The sequence below is a fragment of the Rahnella perminowiae genome (genome assembly GCF_019049695.1).
Lineage (GTDB): Bacteria > Pseudomonadota > Gammaproteobacteria > Enterobacterales > Enterobacteriaceae > Rahnella > Rahnella perminowiae.
Window position 1 is genome coordinate 1 of record NZ_JAFMOT010000069.1, and the last position, 451, is coordinate 451.

General features: G+C 38.1%; 1 protein-coding gene. It reads left to right on the forward strand.

Annotation, left to right across the window (positions count from 1 at the left end; genetic code table 11):
* Positions 1–247 (forward strand): DUF1345 domain-containing protein (locus J1781_RS00325; RefSeq protein WP_217233013.1); only part of this gene is annotated, 247 nt, incomplete at its 5' end.
* Positions 248–451: the final 204 nt, after the last annotated feature.

Sequence of the window (451 nt, forward strand, 5' to 3'; positions counted from 1 at the left end):
CGAGTATTTCTTGCTTAAAGAAGAAAAAAACACAGAAATGCTAGATTTTCCTAACGATGACGACCCCGCCTACTGGGATTTTTTATATTTTTCCTACATCATTGGCACATCTGGTCAAACAGCGGATGTCGCCTTCAACACCCAGCAAAGTCGAATCATCGGTACCATTCATTGTGTGTTATCATTTTTCTTTAATACCGCAATTTTAGCCTCATTAATCAATATGTCAGCGGGTCTAATCGGTTAGAGTTAAATAAGTCAGCTAAATAAGTCAGCTAAATGAGTCGGTCAATTCAAGTGAATACATCGTCAAAATCGCTTGCTGTATGAGGTATACTATCCTCGCTTGTGGTCCTCGTCTTAACATAAAGTGATAGGACTGTCATATCCCACTACGCTAATATCTCGCTACTTTATAACTAGGAAATTGTATGATCGCACAATATTTGAT